16 protein-coding genes are annotated in these 20,735 nt (G+C 35.4%); all 16 read left to right on the forward strand.

Translation table 11 applies throughout. The features are described 5' to 3' along the window. Nucleotides 1-7: 7 nt before the first annotated feature. The gene (gene tssE / locus ACYQ0O_RS09345) at nt 8-427 is read left to right on the forward strand and encodes a type VI secretion system baseplate subunit TssE (protein WP_459892406.1); all 420 of its coding nucleotides are present in this window, start codon (nt 8-10) and stop codon (nt 425-427) included. Beyond that, entirely contained in the window at nt 428-2,146 is a 1,719-nt protein-coding gene (gene tssF, locus ACYQ0O_RS09350) for a type VI secretion system baseplate subunit TssF (RefSeq protein WP_459892408.1), read from the forward strand. Then, complete coding sequence (gene tssG / locus ACYQ0O_RS09355; RefSeq protein ID WP_459892410.1) at nt 2,110-3,096, forward strand: type VI secretion system baseplate subunit TssG; 987 nt, start codon at nt 2,110-2,112, stop codon at nt 3,094-3,096. The genes tssF and tssG overlap by 37 nt, the downstream gene beginning before the upstream one ends. A gap of 32 nt (nt 3,097-3,128) precedes the next feature. Further along, nucleotides 3,129-5,738 carry a type VI secretion system ATPase TssH gene (gene tssH, locus ACYQ0O_RS09360; protein WP_459892412.1) on the forward strand — a complete coding sequence of 870 codons (2,610 nt, stop codon included), beginning with the start codon at nt 3,129-3,131 and terminating at the stop codon, nt 5,736-5,738. Nucleotides 5,739-5,748: 10 nt separating this feature from the next. Then, nucleotides 5,749-6,399: a DUF3540 domain-containing protein gene (locus ACYQ0O_RS09365; protein ID WP_459892414.1), complete on the forward strand. Its 651-nt coding sequence runs from the start codon at nt 5,749-5,751 to the stop codon at nt 6,397-6,399. 91 nt (nt 6,400-6,490) lie between these two features. Continuing rightward, nucleotides 6,491-6,658, forward strand: a complete 168-nt coding sequence (locus tag ACYQ0O_RS09370; RefSeq protein ID WP_459892416.1) for a hypothetical protein — start codon at nt 6,491-6,493, stop codon at nt 6,656-6,658. After that, the gene (locus tag ACYQ0O_RS09375) at nt 6,655-10,452 is read left to right on the forward strand and encodes a DUF2169 family type VI secretion system accessory protein (RefSeq protein ID WP_459892418.1); all 3,798 of its coding nucleotides are present in this window, start codon (nt 6,655-6,657) and stop codon (nt 10,450-10,452) included. Before ACYQ0O_RS09370 ends, ACYQ0O_RS09375 begins: the two co-directional genes overlap by 4 nt. 15 nt (nt 10,453-10,467) lie before the next feature. Next, on the forward strand, nt 10,468-11,517 hold the full coding sequence (locus ACYQ0O_RS09380; protein WP_459892420.1) for a pentapeptide repeat-containing protein: 1,050 nt from the start codon (nt 10,468-10,470) through the stop codon (nt 11,515-11,517). 16 nt (nt 11,518-11,533) lie between these two features. Further along, a complete protein-coding gene (locus ACYQ0O_RS09385) occupies nt 11,534-13,771 on the forward strand; it encodes a type VI secretion system Vgr family protein (RefSeq protein ID WP_459892422.1) in 2,238 nt (745 codons plus the stop codon). Between the two features lie 19 nt (nt 13,772-13,790). Beyond that, on the forward strand, nt 13,791-14,192 hold the full coding sequence (locus tag ACYQ0O_RS09390; RefSeq protein ID WP_075069097.1) for a DUF4150 domain-containing protein: 402 nt from the start codon (nt 13,791-13,793) through the stop codon (nt 14,190-14,192). A gap of 31 nt (nt 14,193-14,223) precedes the next feature. Further along, nucleotides 14,224-14,529: a DUF3467 domain-containing protein gene (locus ACYQ0O_RS09395; protein ID WP_459892425.1), complete on the forward strand. Its 306-nt coding sequence runs from the start codon at nt 14,224-14,226 to the stop codon at nt 14,527-14,529. Then, nucleotides 14,530-15,291 (forward strand): hypothetical protein, encoded by a 762-nt coding sequence (locus ACYQ0O_RS09400; protein WP_459892427.1) that lies wholly within the window; start codon nt 14,530-14,532, stop codon nt 15,289-15,291. 133 nt (nt 15,292-15,424) lie between these two features. Further along, nucleotides 15,425-16,525 (forward strand): hypothetical protein, encoded by a 1,101-nt coding sequence (locus tag ACYQ0O_RS09405; protein ID WP_459892429.1) that lies wholly within the window; start codon nt 15,425-15,427, stop codon nt 16,523-16,525. Nucleotides 16,526-16,540: 15 nt separating this feature from the next. Then, nucleotides 16,541-17,596 carry an ABC transporter substrate binding protein gene (locus ACYQ0O_RS09410; RefSeq protein WP_459892431.1) on the forward strand — a complete coding sequence of 352 codons (1,056 nt, stop codon included), beginning with the start codon at nt 16,541-16,543 and terminating at the stop codon, nt 17,594-17,596. A 16-nt stretch (nt 17,597-17,612) separates the two neighbouring features. After that, a complete protein-coding gene (locus ACYQ0O_RS09415) occupies nt 17,613-20,015 on the forward strand; it encodes an MFS transporter (RefSeq protein ID WP_459892433.1) in 2,403 nt (800 codons plus the stop codon). Between the two features lie 14 nt (nt 20,016-20,029). Continuing rightward, on the forward strand, nt 20,030-20,735 hold a 706-nt coding region (locus ACYQ0O_RS09420; protein ID WP_459892435.1), incomplete at its 3' end, for a hypothetical protein.

Raw genomic sequence — 20,735 nt, forward strand, 5'->3', positions numbered from 1 at the left:
ATTAACCATGCACGGTTTAAGACTTTTGGAAAGACTGGCATTCATGGAAGAGAAGCCAGAGGAGAGAGGGGTATTTGATAAAGAAATGGTTATTAATTCTATTATCAGGAATCTCTCCAATATATTGAATACCAGGATAGGGAGTGCCCAAACAGCTCCGGATTTGGGCACTCCTGACTTTACTGATCTACTTGGAAGACCAAAAGGTGAGAGCTTTGAAGAACTAAAAAAAATCATAAAGGGGGTAATAGAAAGATATGAGCCAAGATTGAGTAATGTAAAAATACAAGAAGAGGTCAATGGAGATGATCCTTTTTCTCTATCTTTTCGTATTGAATGCGAGGTAAATACAGATGAGGGGAAAATGGATATCCATTTTTTGTCTTATGTGCGTCCAGAGGGAAGAATAGAGGTCAGGGGGAAGTAGATGCTCAAGGATTATTATCAAGAGCAGCTAGATATGCTTAAAGAATTGGCAGGGGAATTTTCAAAAAAACATCCTGCCATAGCCCCTATGTTGTCAGGTCAATCTAAAGACCCTGACGTGGAAAGACTTATTGAGGGAATGGCATTTTTAACTGGAATGTTGAATGCCAGATTAGACGACAGTTTTCCTGAAATAGTACATACCTTAATGCAACTACTATCTCCCCAGTATATAAGACCCCTTCCATCTAGCACAATAATTAAATTTTCGCCTAAACCAGGCTTTAGAGAAGCATTAACCATTCCAAAAGGAACTGAAATAAAATCTATCCCAGTAGGAGAGACAGAGTGTATATTCAGGACATGTTTTGATGTAGAGGTATTTCCTGTTGAGATAGAAAGAGTTTTTTATGAAGATATCCCTGGGAAACCCTGTAAAATAGGTGTATCTCTTCTTTGCACAGAGTGTGATTTTAAAAAAATCCCCTATTTAAGGCTTTTTTTGTCAGGTAGTTTTGTACATTCAACAAATTTATTTTACCTCCTTTTTGCCAGAACAAAGGAGATTATACTGTCTTTTCAGGACAAAAAAATTGTTCTTTCTAAAGGGAATATAAAGGCTCCTTTTTTCTCCCTTGAGTTTCCCCTATTTCCCTATCCCAGGAATTCTTTTTTTGCCTATAGATTATTTCAGGAATATTTTATCCTGCCTGAAAAATTTTTGTTTCTTGATATATATGGACTGGATAAATTAGCCCCTTATGAATCTATTGAAAATATTAAAATGGAGTTTATCCTTGATAAAGATATAAGGGCTAAGAATTTAACTCTGAGCAATAAAAGTATTTCTCTATTTTGTACCCCAGCAATAAATATCTTTTCCCATGATGCAGTACCAATTGAGTTGGTTCACAATTCTTTTGAGTATAAGGTTATGCCAGGTGGTCAATATAAAAACATGATTCAAATTTTCAGTATAGACAGGGTAAGGGGAATTGTACAGGGACGTACAGATGAAAAGGAATATTATTCCCTGGAGTCTAAGGGATTAGATAAAGGAGATGGAATCTATTATCAAAATATAAGGCCCTCCCCTTTATCTGGGGAGCCAGATCATTATTTAACCATTGGCTATAGAGACAAAAAGGATGTGACAAATGAGATATTGCTAGTTGAACTTACATGTACCAATGGAGATACTGTAAATTCTCTTCAAACAGGTGATATACATAGGGCTACAGATTCGTCTCCAGTGTTGTGTACTTTTGAAAACATCATTCCCCCTACTCCCAACTATTCTCCTGTACTCAGCAAAGAGAGCCTCTGGCGTTTTTTATCCCATTATAGCATAAATGTGTTTTCCCTTTCCTCGGCGGAAAAACTACAGGACTTATTAAAATTATATATAGAATTTCAAAGAAAAGATACTTCCAGATACCATATAAATCTAAATCGTATTCAAGGAATATTAGATCTAAAAATAGAATCAGGCAAGAGGCTTTACAAAGGAGGAATGTTATTTGGACACGATATAAATCTGCTATTATCCTCAGACCATTTTATAGGAGAGGGGGACATGTACATCTTTGTGAGGCTCCTTGATTATTTTTTTGCATATTATGCGTCTATTAATTCTTACACATGTCTCAAGGTGAAAGATAAAAAAACAGGGAGAAGGATTTTGTGTCCACCAAGACTAGGGGAACAATTGCTGATTTAATTGAACAAATAGAGAAATCTCCTACCAAATTTTCATATGTTCAATTAATAAGACTATTGAGGCTTTTTCTAAGGCCAACATCACAGGCAAAGGAGCTATTTAAGAAGGATATATTTGTAAGGCCTGTGCCTTCACTATCTTTTCCTGGAACAGATGTGTACTCCATAAAAAAAACAGGTCCGTGGAAATATAATATAGAGGCTACATTCCTAGGGCTTTATGGCCCATCGTCTCCAATCCCTGTTTACTACACTGAAGAAATAATAGAAGAGCTTTTAGATGAAAAGGATGTTAAAAGGGATTTTTTGGATATATTCAATCATCCATTTTATGAATTATTTATTAAGATTTGGTGGAAATATCGTATATGGCTTAAGGTCTTAGATGAAGATGACAAAGAAACCCTTAATTTTATATTCTCGTTTTTAGGATTTGATTTTAAGCTCTTTAATCCCAGGGAAAATCTGGCCTTGCTAAGGCTTGGGGGTATATTTGCCAAGCATCCTAGGTCTGCCCTGGGTTTAAGGGCTATTGTATCTGATATGTTGGATGAAGAACAGGTTGAGGTAAGACAGGGGGAGTTGTATAATTGTAAGATAAGTAAGGAGGAAAGGTGTTTTTTAGGGAAGAAAAACTGTCTGCTTGGAGAGAATCTGTTTTTAGGAGAAGAGATACTTACCTGTAATTTGAAGATAGAAATAAGGACTGGTCCCCTGAAAAGAGAAACTTTTTTGAAATTTTTACCAGGCTCTCCTGGATTTGATAGGCTTAGAAAATATATACACCTTTATATGGACGGAGCCTTTGAATGTTCCTTTGTCCCTATTCTGCCCCCTTGTGAGGCAAAGGAAATTGACCTGGGGGGCCATTGGTGTTTGCTGGGGGTAAATACCTGGCTATACAACAGGGACTTATATAAGGGAAATTTAAAGGGAATTTGGAAAATATAAATTAATAGCATTTTATTTAAGAGGAGGGGGATATGCAATATGATCTCAGAAATCTTTTTAACAAATTAAATGGAGTTGTAACAGAAATCTTGCAAAATGCTGCTGGACTTTGTGTGTCTAGAACTAATTATGAAATATCAGTGGAGCACTTTTTTATAAAGGCATTGGAAACTCATGCATGTGATGTACCACTAATACTACGTTATTTTGGTATAGACACAGGGCAGCTTCAGGTATCTCTTCTAGACGCGCTGGAAGATTTTAAAACAGGTAATACTGGAAAGCCAATTTTTTCTCCCCTGTTAGTGGATCTTTTTGAGCGTTCATGGCTAATTTCATCCATTGACCTTAACTTGAGCAGGATAAGGAGTGGAAGCATACTTTTGACCTTTCTTCAAAAACCCACCTATTTTGGAGCAGGGAACTACATATCCATTCTGGAAAAAATCAGTCCCTATGAGTTAAAACAAAAATTCTGGAACATTGTGAAGGACTCAAAAGAGCATACAGCAAGGGTTGATACAAAGGGTATAGGAGAAGCTGAAACAGGAGAAACCCCAGGTGGATTTATTGATAAATATTGTCAGGATTTCACAAAAAAGGCCAGAGAGGGCAATATAGATCCAGTTTTTGGCAGGGAAAATGAGATAAATCAGATAATTGATGTCCTGGCCAGGCGCAGAAAAAATAATCCAATACTGGTAGGAGAGCCTGGAGTTGGAAAGACTGCTGTAATAGAAGGATTGGCCAGGAGGATTGTGGAGGAAGATGTACCAGATATGTTAAAAGATGTGAGGCTCCTGGGTCTGGATATGGGTGCCTTAGAGGCAGGGGCATCAGTCAAAGGAGAATTTGAGAAGAGATTAAAAGGGGTTTTAGATGAGATAAGGGCATCTGAGCAACCTATAATTTTATTTATTGATGAAGCACATACATTGATTGGTGCAGGTGGCAGTGCTGGCACATCAGATGCTGCAAATTTATTGAAGCCAGCACTGGCCAGGGGAGAGATCAAGACATGTGCAGCCACTACATGGACTGAATACAAGAAATATTTTGAAAAAGACCCTGCCCTTGCAAGGAGATTTCAATTAATAAAACTTGCAGAGCCAGATGTTAAAACCACTATAAATATCTTGCGTGGTCTAAAATCATATTATGAAAAATCCCATGATGTAACAGTTACTGATGAGGCCATAGTTGCTGCTGCTGAGTATGCTGGTAGGTATATTTCAGGGAGGTTTTTGCCAGATAAGGCAATAGATGTTCTGGATACTGCATGTGCCAGGGTAAAGATAAATTTGAGTTCTAAACCTTCTAAGTTAAATCATCTTGAAAAGGAATATGATGATCTTGATAGAAAGAAGAAAAGTATGGACAGGGATAGGGCCCATGGCAAAGAGATTGATGAGATAGAATATAGGGAAACAATAGATAAGATGAAATTATTAAAGGAGGAGATAGAAAAATTAAAAGATAACTGGCTTAGGGAAAAAGAGGTGGTAGAAGAGCTCTTAAAGATAAGAAAAGAAGTGGATCAATCACCAGAGGATGATGAATTAAAAGAAAGACAGAGAAAAGTAGAGGCAAGGCTGGAACAGGTAAGGGGGGATAGCCCACTTATCAAGTATGAGGTGGATATAGATGTGGTAGGACAGGTAATATCAGACTGGACAGGGGTGCCTTTGGGCAAGATAAAAAGGGATGAGACAGAAAATGTACTTCATATGGAGGAAAAACTAAGGGAAAGAATAAAAGGCCAGGATCATGCCCTGGAGATAATAGGTAAGGTGATAAAGGCATCAAAGGCAGGGATAAAACCTCCCACCCAACCCATGGGGGTATTTCTTCTAGTTGGTCCATCTGGCGTTGGTAAGACTGAGACAGGACTTGCCCTTGCAGACCTTTTGTTTGGGGGAGAACAACATATTGTTACTATAAACATGAGTGAATTTCAGGAAAAACATACTGTGAGCAGGTTAATAGGCTCTCCACCAGGGTATGTGGGATATGGAGAGGGTGGAATGTTGACTGAGGCAGTAAGACAGAGACCATATACTGTAGTTTTATTAGATGAGGTAGAAAAGGCACATCCTTCGGTTTTAAATTTGTTTTATCAAGTATTTGACAAAGGTATGCTGGCTGATGGGGAGGGGAAAGAGATAAGTTTTAAGGATACAGTGATTATTTTGACCAGTAATCTTGGTACAGATATAATTCAGGAGATGACAAAGGGGGAAGAAAAACCACCAGTTGATGCAGTTATGCAGGCAGTAAGGCCACTCTTATCCAAGTATTTCCAACCTGCTTTACTGGCTAGAATGACAGTTATTCCTTATTTTAGCCTGGATAAGAGGGTTCTTAGAGAAATAGTGGGATTAAAGCTGAAAAGGATGCAGGATACTGTATATTCAAATAACAGGGTTAAGGTGTCCTACGATTTAGAAGTAGAGGAGTTAATAGCCAATAGATGTATGGAAGTGGAGACAGGTGCCAGGAATATTGATTATATATTGCAGGGAAATATAATGCCCAAGATAGCAAATTTACTGTTAGAATCAATGGCAAAGGATGAGATGCCAGAAGAAATTGTAATTTCAGTAACAGAAGAGAAGGAATTCAAGATAGAAGTAAAAAAATAGGAGAAGATATATGTTCAATTATATGGAAGGGGTAGATAAGAAAGAAATAAAAAAGTCCCAGGAAAATAATTCCACAAATTTTTTTCACGCTGAGGTTGTAAAAATAGAGGAAGGAACTTTTTATTTAAAGACAAAAGATAGTATTTTAAAGGCAAGTAAGTCCTTTTCCTGTTTTATTGAGCCGGCTCTGGGAGATCTGGTGCTTGGTTGTTTTTTGGATAATGGAAAAGTCTTTATTTTATCTATCCTGGATAGGAGGCAAAAACAGGGGGCGAAGGTTTATGTGCCCTGTAACCTAGATATTGCCTCTAAGGGTGCAGTAAAAATATCTTCTGGAAAAGGGATTAAATGTATGTCTGATTCTATTGCTGTTTGTGGAAATGATATAGCCCTTTGTGGCAGTAGAATATCTTTAATAGGAGGTTTGTTAAAAAGGCAATTTAGTAAAATAAAGTCAGTGGCAAGGGAGGTTGAAGAATTCTTTGTTCATTTTATTCGCCATTCAAAGACCAGTCAGAAATATATAAAAGAACACAATGAAGTACAATCTGGTACAAGTAGATATCTTACAGAAAAAACTTCTACTGTTCAGGCAAAGGATTCAATACACTTAATAGAAAATCTTCTTAACATGAATGCCAAACAGATTAACCTGGGATAGGGGGTCTTGTGCATGAAGAGGAAGACAAGGTTTTTGATAAGTTTTTCATCTTATCCAAAATCTCCTTTTCATGTGGTGGAATTTAGAGGCCATGAAGGGATTTCCAGATGTGTGGCTCAACTTATATAGGTCCAATCAAGTGTTTTTGGAAAAAATTGCAGATTTTTGCGAGTCAAAACATGAGATACCTGGAGATGCCCTTGGTGAGGTCTATGAATATGGAATTAATGTTAAAGATATCAAGGAAAAATCATTGTGAAGGTATTTAAAAATAACAATCTATCCCTGATTCTAAAACCCTGGGGATATGGGGAAAAGACATATCTCCATTGTGGAGTGATAGCAGGTTTTCATCTAATAGAGGGTTTTTTGTTTTCTGAACAGGATATATGGCAAAATATTCCTCCAATTTTAGGAGAAATACCCCTTGATGGTGGAATGCCCAAGATACAGGGCGAATATCTTGTGGTAGGTCACGCATATAGCCCTGATTTGCAACCAGTTAAGGTCATGGAGGTGGAGGTTGGTATAGGTAAATACATAAAAAAAATTTTGGTATATGGAGATAGATACTGGTTAACAAAGGGGGTTGGATATGAAAAAACAGAGCCTGTTTCTTTTATAAAAATGCCTCTTGACTATCAACATTCCTATGGAGGTCCAAATTATCCTTTAAATCCAATAGGCAAGGGCAATGAAAAGGTAATGGCTGAGGATGGAACTGAGATCTGGCCCCTTCCCAATTTAGAATTACCTGACTCCTTAATAGTTTCTCCAGATGACCAGGTACAACCAGCGTGTTTTGCCCCAATCCCCATTGATTTTCCTGAGAGGATAAAGGCATCTGGAACATATGATGATAGGTGGCAGAAAGAGAGGTGGCCATATTTTCCTGAAGATATGGACTATTCTTTTTTTAATATTGCCCCTAAAGACCAGCGTATTCCAGATTTTTTCCAAGGGATGGAAGGCTATTATTTAAAGGGTGTGAGTCCCTCCCATCCCCTTATCACGGGTTCTCTTCCTGGAATCAGGCCCAAGTTGTTTTTGTATAAACAAAAAAAACTGGGCAGGGACTTTTCCAGGGAAAATCTGGAGTTTGTAGAAGTTACACTTAAACTGGATACTGTGTGGTTTTTCCCTGATATTTTAATGGGGGTTTTGATATATCATGGGTCATCTAAGATTTTAGACGATGAGTATGCAGATTTACACAGGGTCTATCTTACCTACCATGAGCCCAATGAAGATGATCTCACATTGGAAGAATATTTTAAGAAAATGGAAAACTTTGTATCTGATATAGTGGACATAGACGAGACTCCATTTAAAGAAGCAGCTGAAACAGGGGAAAAAATGCTCATTGAATGGAAAAGGGCTCCCAAAAAGATAGCAAAGATCAAAGATGCTATCATGGGAAAGAAGCCATCAATGGTATATACCCCTGAGCAAACAGGGGCATTACTTAAAAAGGTCATTGAGAAAAACAAAAAGATCCTTGAGGAATTGGAAGAGCAGGCTAGAAGGATGCATTTTGAGTATGGACATATGGTGGAGATAGACTTTGGTATATTTGAGCATTGGAAAAAGACCATTCCACAGATGGAAAATACACTAAATGAGATGTTAAAAACTGCCAAAGAGATTGAAGAGAAAAAAACAGAGGGACTGGATAAGGCCAGAAAAAAATTAGACCAATTTATCTCTAGAGATAATCTCCTTAAACTGGGACTCAGTGAGGAAGATATAAAAAAGATAAAAATCCCTGATGTAGATTTTGATCCTGATATATATTCCCTTGAAGAAGACCCATGGCAAAGGGAAGGGATGAGGTTAGTTAGAAATGCCAAATTTTATGTTGAACAAAATGGTGCTCATAAATTGGAAACCATTGGGTTTAAACCTGAAACAATAGATGATGCGTGGATTGGTTATAATGAGAAATCATATATCACTGATGCTGAAAAATGGGGACTTGAGCTGGATAATCCTACCTTTGAGATACCTGAAGGCTGGGTTTTGCCTGTATTTGAGGAAGACAGGCTTGTTAGGATAAAGATTAAAACAGATATATTTTCAAAGGATTTTTATCTTGTACCTGGCTCAGAAGATAGACCAATTATTTACAGATGTTTTGAAGACAAATATCCAGTTGTATGGGTGGAAGATGAGATAGAGGGTCTTTTTTTAGAACAAGAAGTGGGTGATTTTGCTACTATTTTATGCAATTGTAATATTTTTGATTTAAAAGATGAAATAGAAGAGCTTAAAGAGGGGTTTGAAATCCTCTTAATTAGTTGCGAAAAAAATGAACTTGCAGAAAAAGAGTTTAAAAAATTCAAGGAGGTGTTTGAAAAATCAAGGATAGTATCAGTGCCAGGGGCTAAAGATCTATTTGAATACCATAAAAATGGGAATAATATAAGGGGTCTTATTTTATCTTACCTCCCAGAGGATTTTCAAAAAAAGCACGATGTATCCATAAAATTGCCTCCTTTTGATGGAACTCCCTTTGAATTTAACATAAATTTCCCAGATATTGATCTGGAAAAACAAATCAAGGCTGCAGTGGATGAATGTATGGTATATATGGAGGAGAAAAAAAAGGCCCTTATTAAGGAGACACAGCAGAGACTTAACTTTGCAAAATCAAAGATAGAGTCTCTGAAGTTAAAAGAGGCAGATGTTAATATACCAGATGTGGATTTAGAGGAATTGTTTAACAGACCACCTGAGGGGGGAAAGGGTTTTAAATTAGATAAAAGCCCTTTAGATGTTGGTAAAGAGGCAATTGAAAAACTAAAAAAGCAAAAGGAATTTTTAAAGGATAATCCTGATGCCATAAAAAAAATAGATCAGAGTATTGATAAGATAAAAACAGAAACCGCTAAGATGGATAAAGAATATAAAAAGTTGATGGCTCTCAAAGACTCCCTTGGGAAGAAATTTGGAGTAGATCCAGATAATATTGGTGATCTTACTATCTCTCCTCCTGAGGATATGATAGAAGAATTTAAAAAACACGGCATGGATATATCTAAGATGAGACCAATTACCAGACAAGAGGTCATTGAGTTGCATAAAAATGGGGAGAGCCTGAACTTTTATGATCTATCCAATGTGGATCTCAGTGGTTTGGATCTCAGTGGAGCAGATTTTTCCATGACAAATCTAGAAAATACAAGTTTTAAGGGCTCCATATTGCACAGGGCAAGATTTTATAAAATTGTCTCTACAGAAGGTGCAGATTTTTCAAATGCTGATTTAAATGGTGCGAATCTGGAGTTTATGAGTATTCAGGATGCCAAATTCAATGGAGCCAAAATGGAAAAGGTCAAGTTTTTTCAGGTAATAGTAACCAAATGCGATTTTTCTGAGTTAGATCTCAGTAACAGCAACCTTTCCCAGTGTATTTTTCAGGAATGTGTTATGGATAAGTCCATATGGAAAGGGGTAAGGATGGATCTATCTGTAATACAGAAGTCCATTTTTACTGAAACAGATTTTTCCCATTGTTTTTTAGAGAGATGTGCGTTTCAAGAGGGTAATTTTAAAAAAACAAATTTTAATTTTAGTAGTCTGCCAGGGGTAAATTTCATACAGTGTCAGGGCATGGATGTATCATTTGTTGAAGCAGACCTGACAAAGACCAGTTTTGCAAAGGAAAACAAATTTATTTCTTCTGATTTTAAGAATGCAAAAATGAAGTACTTTCATGCACGGGAGAGCGATTTTTCCCAGTCAGACTTCAGGGGAGCGGTTATTAAAAATGGGATTTTTAATATTTGTGATCTAAAGAAATGTGATTTTACAAAGACCAGGACTCCATATACCAGTTTTACCAGATGCGATTTAGAAGGGGCAAGCATGAGAGGTATAAACCTTCTTTCAGGTTCTTTAAAAAAGTCCAGATTGGTGGATACAGACCTTAGCTTTGCAAACCTATATGGTGTGGATTTTTATAAGGCAGTGATTACAGGGACCAGGCTAAGGGAAGCCAATTTAGGACTTACCTTAATAAAGGATAGAGAAGAGTTTTTGGATCTTAAATAAAGGTATAATAGGGTGATGACAAGAGAAGAGGTAATTGAAGCCATTAAACAAAACAAGACCTTACGGGATATTGACCTTAAGGGCATTGACTTTAGGGGATGTGACCTTACAGGGGGAAGGTTTGAAGACGTTGACCTATCCCAGTGTAATTTTACAGGGGTAAATATATCCAGGACTGGATTTACCAGGTGCATATTTGAGAATGCAATATTTGATAATGTAATATTTGATAGATTAATATGGGAGGACATGGTCTTTAGGGGTGCTAGTTTTAAAGGAGCTAAGTTTCATCAAATAATACTTACAAAAATAGATTTCTCAGGTGCTAATTTTTCAGGGTCTGATATATCCTTTTCAGTGTTTCAGGGGTGTGAATTTTATAATACCCGTTTTATAGATACTTCTTTTTTTAAGTCCGCTATCCAACAGGGGGAATTAAGGGAGACACTTTTTTTAAGGACCCGGTTTAACCTTACTGTATTTCACGAGATCTTATTTAATCAAACTCTATTTTCTGACTGTGAGATGGAAAAGGTCTCTTTTATGTCTGCAAATATGGATGGATATGATTTTAGTGGGAGGAGACTCAGGGAGATAAATTTTGCCAAATCCAGCCTTAAGTCTGCTAGATTTGAAAAAAGCCAGATTGAATTTTGTAATTTCAGTGAAACTGATTTAAGTGGAGCAAATTTTTCAAATGCAACAATTGTTAGAAGTATGTTTAATTCAGCTTCTATGGAGAGGGTAAATTTTTCCAGGTCAAAGATATATGAATGCTATCTTGGAGAGGTCTTGTGCTTAAAAGGTGATTTTAGCAGATCTGATATGGAGAACTCCAGTTTTGTTTCATCTAGATTAGAACTTGTGGCTCTTAGGGGAGCTAATTGTAAATATGTGGATTTTTCTTATGCAAATATAAAGGAATGTAATTTTACTGGTGCCAATATGTTTATGGCCAAGATGCACAGGACCCAGGATAAAGATTCTCTATGGAATGGAGCTGAAAACTTGGCCTTTATAAGAAAGACAGATCCAGAACTGGAAAAGGCGGAAAAATGGCAGTAAAAAAAAGGAAGGTCCTATGTCTGTTTATTGCAAATTTACACTTAGTCTTTCTGGATATCCAGAATCTCCTTTTTATGTGGTCAGGTTTACAGGTAAAGAGGCACTATGTAGGTGTTATTTATTTGAGTTTGACCTGATCTCAAAGGAGAAGGATCTTTGCCTTGGAGATTTTCTTGACTCCAGGGTGGAGTTTAAAATCCAGTACAAAGACCATATAATGGTCTATAATGGAGTATTTCAAAAACTGGATCAATTAGCCAAGATTGGGGACTATGTATTTTATAAAGCGCTCATGGTACCCAGGCTGTGGTGGTTAAATATGTATTATTCCAATCAGGTATTTTTAAATAAGAGTGTTGAGGAATTTTTGAAAGAAATACTAAAAGAAGGGGGACTGGTTGAAGAAAACTTTCAGTTTAATCTAATAGAAGAATATCCAAAAAGGGAGTTTGTGTGTCAATATAATGAGACGCATATGAATTTTTTCCAGAGATGGATCACAAGGGAGGGGATTTATTATTTTTTTGAGCAGGGGAGTATAGATGGCAAGTCATCTAGTATGGGGGAGAAGGTCATAATTGTAGATTCAAAGATGTCTCATAAACCCTTTCCACTTAAAGACCATTTGAAATTTGATTCCCCTTCAGGTTTAAACACAGGTAAAAGGGATATTGTGTGGGATTTTTCATGTGAAGAAAGCAGGGTGATGGAAGGCGTTTTATTGAAAAACTACCATTATGAAAGGCCTGTTGGTACAGTAAACGGGACTTTTAGAGTAAGTGAAGATGGGTTTGGACGATTTTATAATTTTGGAGAGAATATCTCCAATGAAAAGGAAGCCGAGCATTTGGCGAGGATTCAGGCAGAACGCATAAAATGCAGGGAGAAGATATATAAGGGGAAGAGCAATATACCTTATATCAGGTCAGGTTATTTATATAATCTAGAGGGGCATTTCAGGGAGAGTTTTAATCAACAATATCTAATTACTGAAGTATTCCATAAAGGTTCCCAGGCAGCATATCTAATGAGTGGTCTCTCAATAGAACTAATAGGTATAGACAAAGAGGATTTTTATGAAAATGAATTCAAGGCAATAGAGTCTTCAGTCCAGTATAGACCACCGGAACATAAAGACAGACCAAAGATATATGGATTTATTAATGGGAAGATAGACGCGGAGGGAGATGGGAAGTATGCAGAAATAGATGAGCAGGGTAGATACCGTGTAATCCTGCCATTTGATTTAAAAGAAAAAAAAGGTGGCAGAGCATCCTGTCCTGTACGCATGATGCAACCCTATGGGGGTAAGAGAGAGGGGATGCATTTTCCCTTGAGAAAGGGTACAGAAGTGCTACTTGCCTTTATAGATGGAGACCCTGATAGGCCTGTTATAGCAGGTGCTGTTCCCAATCCAGAGACCCCAAGTGTGGTTACAGAAAAAAATAAAACCTGTCCTACAATAGTGAGTGCGTCTGGGAATATGTTTTCTTTTAATGATAAAGAAAAAAAAGAGGCAGTATATATTAGTTCCCCCCATAAAAATAGCTATCTTTTTATGGGGAGCCCCGAGGCACAGGAAGATTATGGAATTTCTGTAGAAGAACCCTTTTCTGTTATCCTGTCCACATCTGGAAATATATTTATTAAGGCCAAAGAAGGGGATATCAAAATTCACAGTGAACAGGCAAAATTTGATCTATATTCTGCTGGCGATTGGCTAGAGGTGATTGGAGGGGCGTCAAATCATGTGGTGCTTGGCGAGAGTGGCCATTTAACCATGGGTTTAAAAACACTTGTGGACATAATAGGAGTTATTGATATCCTTATGGGGGGTAAGCTGCATTTGGCACTGGGATATACCTTTTCAGTTGTGATGGGGGAGAAAACTTTTAATCTTCTTAAAATGAAGTTTGAAGTTTCAAAGGAGGAGTTGGCTGGACGAATAGACAGCTTGAGGGGAGAGGTGAATACTCTAAGAGGGAGTTGTCAACGATTAGAAGGGAATAATACCAGCTTGATCGGAAGTGTGGAAAAGCTTGGGGGGCAAATCCAGGATTTGTCAGCAAGCACAAATCAACTAAAGGGATCAGTAAATTCTTTAAAGGGAAATGTAAATGTTTTAAATTCATCAGCAAACTTTCTCCAGGCACAGATAAACAAACTCTCTGGAACCAGCAATAAGTTAGAAGGAACAAAGACATCTGTTGGGTCTGTGGAAACGACTACAAAAGGGTCTCATATAATTATTTAATCAAGGAGGTGGTTTTATTATGTTTATGTTGACCACGGGGCCAGGCATGAGCCTTGCTTTTCCAGATGTGTGTAATACCCCTATGCCTGCTCCTGTACCCATACCATATCCAAATCTGGGTTTTTCTTCAGTATCAGTTCCAGCAGTTTACAATGTATTGGTTGGTTGTATGCCTGCTGTAAATCAAATGTCCATGGGAACAGTGAGTGTAGGGGATCAGGCTGGAGTAGCTGGAGGCGTTGCAGACGGTATTTTTGGAGGGCAGACCAATTACAATGTGGGGTGTTTTACCATATTTGTGGGGGGTGCCCCTGCTCAGCGTCTAACTTCAGTTACTGGACAGAATTCTCTAGTTAAAACGCCCAATGCAGTGGGCATGACCTTAGTTCCCAGTCAGGTAAGCGTGCTTACACTTGGCTGATTTTCTATTATAAGGAAAGAGGAAAAGAGATATGAAAGATAGGGAAAACAAAGAAAACAAAGTTGAAATTTATATGTCCCCTGATGTGGATTTTGTGTATAGGGATGTATTTCATGTATTTGTTGGGGCAGGGGAAGTGGTTATTGAATTTGGGAATATTCAGAGAATGGAGCCATCCAAGGTGATTATATCCAATAAGATTGTCCTGTCTCTGGGAAATGCCTATAGGTTAATGAAAAGCCTTGAAGATGCCCTTAAATCAGCTGAGGACAAATTTAAAGAGATCCTGAGTACCCAGGAGTTTGAAGAACTGAATAAAAAAATCAAGGAGTCTTAAATGGGAGATAAGGTATATTTTACTATGTTAAAAAAAGATGAGGCCATTGCAAAAGAGATATTTTTAAAGCTAAGAAACTATGGCCTAAACCCTGTAGGACATTACTTTAAAGATGACCTTACAAATATGGCATGGGCCTCTTCAAGGGGAGATTTATTAGATAAAGAGATAAAGGCGTGGATAATATATGGAGAAAAAGAGCAGTGGGAAACTGATGCCATAAGAATAGGATTAAGTCTGTTGTTTCTATGTAAAAGACCAGATCTAAATGTCCTTATCCTTGTTCCAGAAGGTGCAGATATAAAGGAAGAGAGTGTCCCTTTTTTATTTAGAAAAACTAATATAATAGAAATAAAAGAAGGTTTTGAAGCAAAGTTAATGGCCAAGATGTATCTTCCTTATACAGGACCTAAATTCCCCTTCAGGATATGCCCACATGCAGTCCCTGGACTTGGTATATGGCTGGAAGTAGGTCCTGCGTATGGTGAATGGAATGGAGTATTGATAGGGGTAAGGAAATCTGGTATTAGACACCTGGGAATTGGTGAGAAGGGGAATTTACCTGATAAAACAGTGTTGGAATATCCTGTGAGAAACATGAAGATAGAAGTGGATGGTAAGGAATTTGTGGCATGGGCTGTTAGAAATAAATTAAATAAAGAGATATCCGCATATGCAAATCTAGAAAAATCACCATATGAAGTTATTTTAGGCCCATGGAATGATGAAAAACCTGAGATATATAATTTAGAACTAGTTTAATCGTTTAAAAAGAAACGTGATGAAGTCCTTACTATATATCACTATCATACTTTTTTTTGTGTCTTCATGTGGGATACTAAAAAGAATATATAAAACAGAATTTAATAATTATTCTTCAAAAGAAAGTTTTTGCATGGATTATAGTTTAATTAAAGGACTCAGTGAAGATGAATTAAAGAGAACACTTAGACATGGATTAATTAGAAATTATATATTAAAAAATAGAGCCATTTTCCCTTATAAAAATAAGGATTCTTTTATTGATTTTTATGTGAATGCTTTAAATATAAAAGATATATCCTATTTTAATGGTAATAGATTTGGACAGATGTGTATAAATGCAGATATATCCTTAAATAAGGAAACTATAGCGAATTATAAGATAAGAAAGATTGTTTTAGATGGAATTTGCTTTGACTCATCTAGCATAAAGGTGGAAGATTTGCCAACAAAGATGGCTAATATTGCACAAACTAAGATCCAGAAAAAATACTTTAATTTAGAAAATATTGATTCAACAGATATTAAAAGGGCCATTGTTGAGAGTAAGATAAAAAATATACATCTTAATCTTAGAAATAAGATGATATGCTTTTCCTATACAGCAAAGCTTATTCCTGCTTTTTTAAGAAAAAATATAAATCCCTCTCCCTCTAGTCTGGAAAATAGAAAATTGAATGCTCTTAGTAAGAACAAAATAAGTGCAAAAATATTTGAACTTAATTTAAAGGGGAAAAAAACAGGTGATTTTTTGCCAGAATATGGAGAACATTTAGTGGTGCAAGTAGGACCAGGGGGAAAGGCGATTAGTACGGTATATAAACATGCATATGTATATTTCCCAGTAAATGGGATGCGGAATTTTACCCTAAAAGTATTTTTATTTCATAATATAAAAATGGATTTTGGCTTTCTTGAAAAGGTACTTAGGCCAATTGATTTTTACTATAAAAACTATGAAAGGGACAATTTAGAAATTCATCTGAAAAAGGACAATAACGGTATTCTTAAATCTACTTTTGTAATGGGCAAAAATATTTTTGAAACCAATGATTATTATGTAGCTGCAAATTATAATGAATATAAATTCGTTAAAAAAGGAGATAATTTTAGGATATTCTGTAATGGGAAATACATTATAACCTTTTTTACAAAGGGAGATAAACTAAATTATATAAAGGTCAATTTAAATAGGGGAGACATGTTATATAAGATTGTATGTAACTCCCTATAAAAAAAGGTGGTTTAAATGAGGAAGTTTATAATAATTACTCTATCTTTTTTATTGAACATTACAATTAATTCTATTGCATCTTCAACAACACAAAAGGTTATCAGGATTGGATATTTAGAAGGGGGTCCTTATTGGGCATATACAAAGGTGTATGAGGCCTTTAAAAAAAGTCTTATAAAAAAGGCAGCAGGATATAGAATTGTGTTTGTAAAAAATGCCCATTTTAGTCCTGGCTGGGGAAAAGAACATGAAGCAGATTATATAAGATGTGCAAAAGAGTTAATGAATAGGGAGGATATAAATTTTGTAATTGCAATGGGAACTGCTGCTACAGCTGCTTTGCTTAAGGTAAATAATTATAAAAAACCCATAATGGCCATGTGGGTAGCAGATCCTTTGGGTGCTGGATTTGTGAAAAACTTAGATGATTCAGGAATTGACAATTTTACCACAAGGATAATCCCCAATAGATGGAAGATAATGTTTGAAATATTTTATGATGTTGTGCATTTTAAAAAACTTGGTATTATATATTCCAACACCAAAGAGGGGATGATGTACAGTAACGTGCATGAGGCAAGAGAAGTTGCAAAGGAAAAGGGATTTAAGCTTGTAGAATACAACAAAATTAGTCCTGCTGAGACAGTGCCTGAATGTAAAAAAGGTATAGAATATCTTGTGTCTAAAGGTATAGATGCCTTTTTTATTCCTTCTTTGGTATGTTTTGATTGGACCAAGAGTAATGTCGAGGTACTAATGAATGAACTAATAAGAGATAAGATTCCTACTTTTGCAAGGGATGGTTCTCCTTATGTAAAGGCTGGGGCACTTATGGGATTTGCAGCAGTTGATTTTGACGAGGTAGGAGATTTTTTTGCAAATAACGCAGTAAAGATATTTAAAGGTGCAAAACCAAGAGATTTAAATATGATAGATAGGCCATCTCCCAAAATAGCAGTCAATTTAGAAACCGCATTGAAAATAGGCTTTGACTTTCCCATTACTATTTTAATTGCATCTGATGAAATATATAATAAAATAATATATCCATCCAATAGAAAATTTAAATAACTAGAATTTGTTACACATGAAGTGGAAACAATTTAAGATAGTCTTTTTTTTGGTAATATTTCTCGTCTTATCACTTGGATTTAACTGTTTTTTAATGCTTTCATCATTAAAGAAAAATAATTTAAAAAACTATTTTTCTTTAACAGACACAATTGGTAAAAGAATCGTTAGTCACATAGAAACAGGACTAATTTTTGGGAAAGAACTAGATAGGTTCTATGGTTTAAAAGATATTTTAAATAATAACATTAATAGATGGTGGTTTATAAAGAACCTATATGTAATAGATAAAGAAAAGAGGATAATAACTGGGATTAAAAAAATAAATAAATATGAATATAAATATATATTAAATAAAGCCCAAAATAACCTTCACGCAATTAGCCTGGCTGATAAAAATATTTATCTATCAGTATTGCCTATTTTGAAGAATAAAGATTTAAAAGGCTATCTGATAATTAGTCTTAATAAAAAAATAAATAATATTAATATAGAAATTATTCATTATCAAATTATCATTATATGCACTATAGTCTTTATCTCTTTTATCCTGTTAAATATTTTTATAAATAAAGTCTTAAAATTAAGAATAGATAATATAGTAGACGATATAGAAAAGACCAAAAGGAATATTGCTTTTATTGTATCATTGATAATAATATCATCTCAAATAATTTATGCTTGTATTACAACCTACCAGTGTCAGAACAGACTCATGTCCACCATATCAAAAAAAATAAATTATATTCATATTGGCCTTGTTCGGGATTTTCAATATCTATTAGATAAAGGGGTATCTCTTAGTCATTTAAAAGGTATAGATAAATATTTGCATAATATTTTAATTATGAACCCAGAGGTAGGTTCCATCTCTATATTAAATCCTGAACATGATACAATATATGAAACCAGGCCTTTTACTCACGAGTTCAATTGGAATTCCATCCTTAAAACCCTGACTATTTCCTGTTCAACTCCTTTGTATAACAGACAAAAAAAATCTGTACTTTACATAAATACATCAGGTAACCCTGAATTTGTATTGAATCAGGTCTTAGGTATGTATTTGGATAGTATTACAGTGTTAGTCCTCTGTTTTGTATTTCTTGGACAATTAAATTATATTTTTATACCTGCATTGATTCGGTATCTGGATATATATTCACATGTTGCCATGGATAGTAGTTATGAAAAACAGAGGATGAAAAAAAGACTTTTACGTTTTTTAAGACTTGCTGCTTTTTTGTTCTTTTTTGGTTATGATATGCCACTTTCTTTTATTCCACTTTATATACAAAAATTCCCTCCAATTAGCAGTGTTATTGCTAAAGATATCTGGTTGAGCCTTCCCATTACAATAGAGATGTTATTTGCCACCATGAGTACAATAGTCGGGGGTGGCCTTTCTTATTCCTGGGGGTGGAGGAGGGTGTTTTTTTGGGGTTTTATCCTTGGCGGGCTGGGACTTGTTATTGTGCCAATCTTCCCTGGACCCATTTTCTATCTATTTTCCCGCTCAATTGCAGGTATAGGATTTGGTCTCTTACTTATATCCTTACAATCCTCTGTTGTACAGGAAATGCCAGAAGATAGAGCCTATGGAATAGCGAATATATTTTCAGGGGCCCTGGCCGGGAGTTTGTGTGGTAATGTAGTTGGAGCAATGTTGGCTGAAAGATGGAGATTTACAATAGTCTTTTTATTGGCAAGTGTTATTATCTTTCTTGGACTGATATTCCTGTACATAATCTTTAGAAAATCTATTGTTACCTTAAAAAGACAAACTTCCAGGAAATATATAAAAGACGGGGATAAAGTCTCGTTGAAGATGTTTGTTTCAGATATTCGCATAATGGGGGTATTATTATTTATTGCTGTACCTGTTGCCATATCCCTTGTTGGAATACTTTATTATTTAACTCCACTTTATTTAAAGGGTAGAGGTATTAGACAGGGTACTATTGGAAGAGTACTTATGATATATGGATTATGCATTATTTATCTTGGACCTGTGTTCTCTCGTTTAGTAGATAGAATTCAAAATAAGATTTCATTGGTAATCTTTACAGGAGTTATTTCAATTTTAGCCTTCCTCCCATTCGTGTTATGGGAAGGGATATGGCCAGTAATTTTGGCTGTATTCTTAGTGGGTGTGGCCAATGCATGTGGCTCTTCTTCTTTAATAGTATATTATTTAGATTTAACAAAAAATATTTCTCTTAGCGATGATAAAAAGATTAGCCTTTTTAGGACATTGGAACGAATGGGGCAGATACTAGGGCCTCTTATTTTTGGTTTTTTCATCACTATATCTGGTTTGAGAAATGGAATGTTTCATTTGCTTTTGGTATTCCTTGGGCTTTTTATATTTTTCTTAATACTAGGTCTTTTAAATATAAAAAACTATATTAAGTCTTAGTATTTATTAATTATATGAATTATAAAATAGACATTTTAGGTTCAGATGAATGTGTAAAACTTGTAAATTTTATTTATAAATGTTTTGGAGACTCCTATCCTGATGAATTTTTATACAATGAGGACAGTCTAAGATATTTAATAGATGAAAATAAGATAATTCCAATAGTTGCAAAAAATGAATTAGATGAAATTATAGGTCATTTATATATTTGTCCTTCTATAAATATATATTGTGTGCGTTGTGTTATTGTAGATCCAGATTGTAGAGGACGTAATATATTTAACAATTTACTCAAGTTTGTTAAGTTGTATTTAACACAAAAAGGAATTAAAGGATTTTATACTGAAACTATTTTGATAAATTGTCTATCCCAAATCCCTATAATTAATATAGGTGGACTTGAGGTGGGATTTTTTAGTAGACGAATCATTCCCCATGTTAAGTATTCCAATGAAAAAAGGAGTTCAGATGTATTAATATATTATGTTCCTTGTGATGTGAATGGCAATGAGGTGGTAAAGGTTCAAAATACTCCATATAATAATATAGTTAAATATATCTTTAAGACCATGGGAATTGAATTAAATATTGTGATAGAAGATGATGTTTCAGGAGCCAGTGAGGCATTTTGGTTTAGACAGGAGCCTTTATGGGGAATTTCAGAGTTATTAATAGAGCATGTGAGTCCTCTTAACAAGAGTTTTTGGGATACTTATC

Source organism: Desulfothermus okinawensis JCM 13304, from assembly GCF_054654515.1.